General features: G+C 46.0%; 3 protein-coding genes, 1 CRISPR repeat array and 1 riboswitch. Of the genes, 1 reads left to right on the top strand and 2 read right to left on the bottom strand.

What is annotated here, in order from left to right; genetic code table 11:
- Nucleotides 1-439: 439 nt before the first annotated feature.
- Both murI and btuB read right to left on the bottom strand, forming a co-directional pair.
- Nucleotides 440-1,231: a glutamate racemase gene (gene murI / locus BMZ28_RS15875; RefSeq protein ID WP_082119003.1), complete on the bottom strand. Its 792-nt coding sequence runs from the start codon at nt 1,229-1,231 to the stop codon at nt 440-442.
- A gap of 24 nt (nt 1,232-1,255) precedes the next feature.
- Nucleotides 1,256-3,103, bottom strand: coding sequence for a TonB-dependent vitamin B12 receptor BtuB (gene btuB / locus BMZ28_RS15870; protein WP_074824702.1), 1,848 nt, complete (start codon nt 3,101-3,103; stop codon nt 1,256-1,258).
- 71 nt (nt 3,104-3,174) lie between these two features.
- Nucleotides 3,175-3,385, bottom strand: a riboswitch (cobalamin riboswitch).
- 126 nt (nt 3,386-3,511) lie between these two features.
- Between btuB and trmA the strand changes: the two genes are divergently transcribed.
- Nucleotides 3,512-4,615 carry a tRNA (uridine(54)-C5)-methyltransferase TrmA gene (trmA, locus tag BMZ28_RS15865; protein WP_074824696.1) on the top strand — a complete coding sequence of 368 codons (1,104 nt, stop codon included), beginning with the start codon at nt 3,512-3,514 and terminating at the stop codon, nt 4,613-4,615.
- Between the two features lie 216 nt (nt 4,616-4,831).
- A CRISPR array of direct repeats spans nt 4,832-6,842; the repeat unit is 28 nt; unit sequence TTTCTAAGCTGCCTGTACGGCAGTGAAC.
- Between the last annotated feature and the right edge of the window lie 4 nt (nt 6,843-6,846).

The following is a 6,846-nucleotide window of genomic DNA, read 5'->3' as shown; positions in this document are numbered from 1 at the left end:
GCCGCCAGCGTTCAATCTGAGCCATGATCAAACTCTTCAATTAAAAGCTTGATGCTCAAAGATTACTTTCGTAATAAAACGTCTGTAATAAATTACAAATGAATTACTGCTTGGTCACTCTTTAAGACTTAGTATTTTTTGTTGCTGAACACCGAAGTGTTACAGCGTGAGATACCGTCTTGTGAGTGCCCACACAGATTGTCTGATAAATTGTTAAAGAGCATGGCCAACAGCAGCTTCGCTTGCTGTGGCACGGGCTGCGTATACTACGCTTTCCCGCTACAGAGTCAAGTGTTAAATCACAGATTTATTCATCTTAAACTCTGTCTTCGCCGACTGTTGCCGGGTCAGTGGAGGCGCATTATAGGGATTCAGATTTATCTGGCAAGTGCTAATTGCAAAAAAATTACTGACTGCTGATTGTTTAAACAAAAACCACTCAAATTGACTGTTCCGTCAACGATTCAAAGCCAAACTGATGTAAAATCGGTAATAACTTCTCAGCTTCAGCATCGAGCCGTGAACAATAAGCGATGTTTGGCGCTTTCTTCACTTTCTGCCAATCAATATCACCAAGCAGTGTGGCAACTCTGCGGGCCACCGCCGCGCCGGAATCAACCAACAGTGTTTCTTTTGGTAATACCGCCGCCAGTTCCTCTTTAAGCAGAGGGAAATGGGTACAACCTAAAACAATGGTATCCGGAGCTTGTGGTGTATTTAGCCATGGCGACAAAATTTGTTTTAGTTCTTCCGCCATTACCGGTTGGCCATGCAGTTTTTCTTCGGCCAACTCCACTAAGCGACTGGAGCCCATTAATTTTATTTGGCAATCCTGAGCAAATTTAGCGATTAACTCATGGGTATAAGGGCGATTAACCGTCACTTTCGTCGCTAATAGTCCAACAATACCGTTACGCGTCAGGCTAGCAGCCGGCTTCACCGCTGGTACCACGCCAACAACAGGAATATCAAAACTATCGCGCAAAGCAGGAAGGGAAACAACGCTGGCGGTATTACAGGCAATAACAATAATATCGATTTGATGCTGCTGGCATATCGCCCCAACCAGTTTGACCACCCGTTCGGCAATCACCTGTTCGCTTTTTTCTCCGTAAGGAAAACCGGCGCTGTCAAAAGCATAAATGATGGATAAATCCGGCAATAATTGCCGGATTTCCTGATAGACCGAGAGACCACCTACGCCTGAGTCAAAAACCAATGCTGTTGGCATAGAAGGTGCCCCTTGTATCGTTGATTAGAAAGTATAGCTGGCAGTGAGGGTATACTCTCGTTCCGCCGTTTCATATCTGTACGCCGTTTGGTAATCTTTATCCAGCAGATTAGCAACCTTACCGCGCACGGTGAAATTCTCCGTAATTGGGTAAGCTGCTGACACATCCACCGTACTGTAGCTAGACAACCGTCTTTGCGTATTCGCGTACTCATTGGTGTTGTTATCATAGCGTTTGCCGTAGTACTGATATGATACATCCATATCCAGACCAAACATATTCCAATCAAGCTGATATTTTGCTTTTTGTTTGGAGCGGCGTCCCAGCACCTCATTATCTTTGTCACGACGCGGATCGAGGTATTCGAGAGTAATTCGATGATCCAATGGACCCGTGGCAAACGACCCCGTCCATTCAACACCCTTGATGGTAGCAGACTCGATATTGTAGTAGCCACCTTGCCAGGTTATTGGATCAGACTCATAACCAATCAGGTTAGTAATCTTGTTTCTATACGCAGCTAAACGCCAGTTTAACGGACCGGTATCCCCTTCCAGACCAGCTTCCCATTGACGGGATTCCTCCGGCTTCAAATCATGATTTGAAGAGATATTGAAACGATCGGAGCCATAAAGTTGGCCTAATGTCGGTGCCAAAAAGCCGGTGCCATAAGACAATGTCAGGCGATATGCCGGAATGAACTCCCATGCCGCCGCCGTTTGCCAGGTTTCATGCCAGCCAAACTGTTGGTTTTTATCAGTCCGCACAGCCCCTTCAAAGGTAAAATCACTGAGGGATTTCTGTCCTGTAATATAGAAGCCGGTATTATCACGCTTATAGCTATCAGAAACATAATTATTCGATGACTCCAGTTTTTCCTGACGCCAATCTATTCCGCTGCTGATAACACCACGATCCAACTTATAGGAGTTCCCCCATTGGATATTACGCTGCGTCATATCATCCAGCGTTGTTCCATCCTTATACATACCTTTAGCACTATTATAGTTATAGTCTTTATAGGTCTGATAGCTAGCGATCAGTTGAGAGGAGAAATCGCCCTGTAGAAAACGTAGGCCTGTATCATAGTTGCGGCTATAGAGCTGACGCTCATCGCCATAGCTGCCGTCATACTCGGTATTATTGCTATAACCATAGGCACGTAGGAAACCAGAAAACTGCGAAGAAAACTGCTGCTCAATGCCAGCCCACAGAGATTTACTGCGGAACCCGTCTTTATCACTATCCGGCGGATAACTTGAGCCAGGTTGTATATTAAATCCACGGGTATCTTCAAATGCGCCCGCTGCGGTTATTGTGGTTTTTTCTCCAACGGTCTGGCGAACACTACCGTCATAAAGCTGATAATGGTTTGAACCCAGGCCGGCTTCAATTTTTCCACCATCTTTTTCAGCATTCGTAATAATGTTGATCACACCGCCAATAGCTTCAGAACCGTACACCGCAGAACGTGGGCCACGAATATATTCCACCCGCTGCACCAATGAAATTGGGATTTGGTTAAAGTCGGCCACTCCCATAATACCGCTGATCGGTACACGAATACCGTCCACCAGCACTAATACATGACGCGACTCAGTACCACGAATATAAAGAGAAGAAGCCTGTCCACGACCGCCATTTTGGGCAATATCGACTCCCGGTAAACGGCGTAGAACATCGGTTAAACTTTTAGATTGCCAGAGATCAATTTGATCGCGGTCAACGACATCCATCGGTGCCAGAACTGTTGATACTGGTTGTGGAAAACGGTTTGCCGTCACCACCATTTTTTCGGCATCTTCCTGTGCCCATGCGGAAAAAGCCGCCGCGGAAAGGGAGGTTATTAATACTATTTTTTTTGTAGACATTACGTTAAGCATCCAACTTAAAGTTGCAGGATGCCGCAAAAAGACAGCACGTAGTACGCGACGGCTGTGATAAATGCGACAGATTTCCGGCAGGTCTTCGGGCTTAAGGAGACTTACTTAACAACGACTTCCCGTCTTGCTAGACAGTGTCTGCATCCTATCGCCAGATGATAGCGAATGATGCGGCTGTTATTTTTCCTGTTTACCGCTGCGCGTCAGCTCTGGATTTACACCAGATTCCCTTTTAACTTTATTTAAAAGGCCGGAACCCGCACATGCTACAAGCAACCTATATAGAAGTCTAGACTGCTATTTATATTTAAATCGTTTCTCTGCACTGGACATCACGCCATCATTCCCTACAATTCCGCCCTAGCAAATACATTCTATAAGATACCTGAGAAGCCTATGACCCCAGATTCGCTGCCGACCGATCAGTACAATGCTCAACTGACGGAAAAGAAAAACCGCTTAATGTCGATGATGGCACCGTTTTCAGCACCTGAGCCGGAGGTTTTTCGTTCACCGCTAAGCCATTACCGCATGCGAGCAGAATTTCGTATTTGGCATGATGGTGATGACCTTTACCACATCATGTTCGATCAGGCGACCAAGCAGCGTATTCGGGTCGAGACTTTTCCTGCCGCCAGTGAATTGATTAATCGGCTGATGCCAGAACTATTGGCCGGCGTAAAACCTTATAAAACCTTACGCTATAAGTTGTTTCAGATTGATTATCTTTCGACAATGAGCGGAGAAATTGTGGTTTCTCTGCTCTATCATCGCCAGCTTGATGATGAATGGCTACAGCATGCAACGCAGTTGCGTGATGCGCTTCGGGAACGCGGATTTAACCTACAACTGATTGGTCGAGCCTCAAAGCAAAAAATCTGTCTGGATCGCGACTATGCCGATGAGAGTTTAATGGTTGCTGGCCGAGAGATGATCTATCGCCAAACGGAAAACAGTTTTACTCAGCCGAATGCAGCGGTAAATATTCATATGTTAGAGTGGGCATTAAGCGTCACCGAAGGCTCAAAGGGTGACTTGCTTGAATTATACTGCGGTAACGGTAATTTCTCTTTGGCGCTGGCGCGCAACTTTAATCGTGTACTGGCAACAGAAATAGCCAAACCTTCCGTTGCTGCCGCCCAGTTCAATATTGCCGCCAATAAGATTGAAAACGTACAAATCATTCGAATGGCGGCAGAAGAATTTACTCAAGCGATGCAAGGTGTCAGGGAATTTAATCGACTAAAAGGCATTGATTTAACCAGCTACCAGTGCGAAACCATTTTTGTCGATCCGCCGCGTAGCGGCCTCGATCCGCAAACGGTCACCATGGTTCAGGATTACCCAAGAATTCTTTATATTTCCTGTAATCCGGAAACCCTATGTGAAAATCTGACTGTCCTCAACCAAACTCATCGGGTGAGTCGACTGGCGTTATTTGACCAATTCCCTTATACCCATCATATGGAATCGGGTGTACTTCTAGAGCGCATTAAATAAGGCTTATCACCGATAATTTAAAGTAGAAGAAATTGGGATGGGTACGATATGAGGTACGGGGACGATTCAAACTACAAATACCTTTCTTAACATTCCCTTCCTAACAATTATTGTTGATGCATGGCGGCTCTTTGCCGCCAATACTCTCGAGATTAACTGTAAACGATACATATTGTCGCAATGCTGCGTAGATGATGAATAGTTTGATTTCATACCTTTCTAAGCTGCCTGTACGGCAGTGAACTATTTTGCGAATTGCAGAAGCGTTTGTTGCTGTTTCTAAGCTGCCTGTACGGCAGTGAACAGGGCTCGTTATTTTTCTGCCCTTACGACTCATTTCTAAGCTGCCTGTACGGCAGTGAACAGCGGTTCGAGGCGGTAGGTTGCTTTCGATGATTTCTAAGCTGCCTGTACGGCAGTGAAGCGGGGTAAATAAGGCCGGCCCCAGTCTGTATTTTTCTAAGCTGCCTGTACGGCAGTGAACATATAATTTTGGATATATTCGATATGCTCACGTTTCTAAGCTGCCTGTACGGCAGTGAACCCGTTCCTGCATCCGTTAGAGGTACTTTGGTCTTTCTAAGCTGCCTGTACGGCAGTGAACCGGCCAGAGCCTTCCTGTAATTGCGGCTTATATTTCTAAGCTGCCTGTACGGCAGTGAACTGAGCCATCGGCATTACGTAGAATTTCTGAGCTTTCTAAGCTGCCTGTACGGCAGTGAACTGTTTTCATTAACGATCCCACATATCTATAAATTTCTAAGCTGCCTGTACGGCAGTGAACTCACAGAGGACGCGCATTGTTTAACTTCAGTCTTTCTAAGCTGCCTGTACGGCAGTGAACGAGAGAGTGAGAAAGACTTGTTGCCCCATGTGTTTCTAAGCTGCCTGTACGGCAGTGAACTCTGAGGCTCGTTGTATCGATGCCGTTGGCTTCTTTCTAAGCTGCCTGTACGGCAGTGAACGAGAGAGTGAGAAAGACTTGTTGCCCCATGTGTTTCTAAGCTGCCTGTACGGCAGTGAACTCTGAGGCTCGTTGTATCGATGCCGTTGGCTTCTTTCTAAGCTGCCTGTACGGCAGTGAACTGGATATTTGGCTAACCGTTCAAGAGTGTATTTTTCTAAGCTGCCTGTACGGCAGTGAACATTTTCGTATTGCTGATCGGGATGCTTATACCTTTCTAAGCTGCCTGTACGGCAGTGAACTTGGGAACATTTAGGTGGCAGTTGGGGCGGTCTTTCTAAGCTGCCTGTACGGCAGTGAACATTTCCCTTTAGGTGAGTATTGGGAACATTTATTTCTAAGCTGCCTGTACAGCAGTGAACGCTGATGATGCTAAGAACGTTGAGTTAAGTGCTTTCTAAGCTGCCTGTACGGCAGTGAACAAAACAGTCGGTAAGATAGCCGGTCGCAATATTTTCTAAGCTGCCTGTACGGCAGTGAACATTTATAACAATCGTCAGCAAATATTCCGTTGTTTCTAAGCTGCCTGTACGGCAGTGAACCAATCCATGTTCGTTATGTCGATCCTCATAATTTTCTAAGCTGCCTGTACGGCAGTGAACAATGTTAGAAAATGTGGAAGAGTTCCGGTCGTTTTCTAAGCTGCCTGTACGGCAGTGAACGCGCGTTAACACGTTGCTTAAAGACACTGTTTTTTCTAAGCTGCCTGTACGGCAGTGAACTATTGTATAGCCCTGTTACTACGCTTTCCCAATTTCTAAGCTGCTTGTACGGCAGTGAACGGTTACGGTAAAGAGGTCGTTGACGTTCTTAATTTCTAAGCTGCCTGTACGGCAGTGAACAAAAGCCCCGCAAAGGCGAGGCATGAAATTTATTTCTAAGCTGCCTGTACGGCAGTGAACTCTTTTCAGAACCGCACCGGCATTTCTATCAATTTCTAAGCTGCCTGTACGGCAGTGAACTCATCAGGAAGACTATCATCGCGGCACGTAGCTTTCTAAGCTGCCTGTACGGCAGTGAACAGGTTTCAGTGTCGATAATTCGGAATTTAGTCTTTCTAAGCTGCCTGTACGGCAGTGAACGACTTAGTAATGGCGGTGGATTGGTGATGTGCTTTCTAAGCTGCCTGTACGGCAGTGAACTGCGTCCATCATCTGTAATAATTTGTCCTGTTTTTCTAAGCTGCCTGTACGGCAGTGAACTGGGTTGGAAACGCCCAGTTATCAGAGCTGACATTTCTAAGCTGCCTGTACGGCAGTGAACTTGA

The sequence above is a fragment of the Pragia fontium DSM 5563 = ATCC 49100 genome (genome assembly GCF_900112475.1).
GTDB lineage: Bacteria > Pseudomonadota > Gammaproteobacteria > Enterobacterales > Enterobacteriaceae > Pragia > Pragia fontium.
The sequence above is the reverse complement of the archived record's forward strand: the minus strand, read 5'-3'. Positions and strand labels throughout refer to the sequence as shown.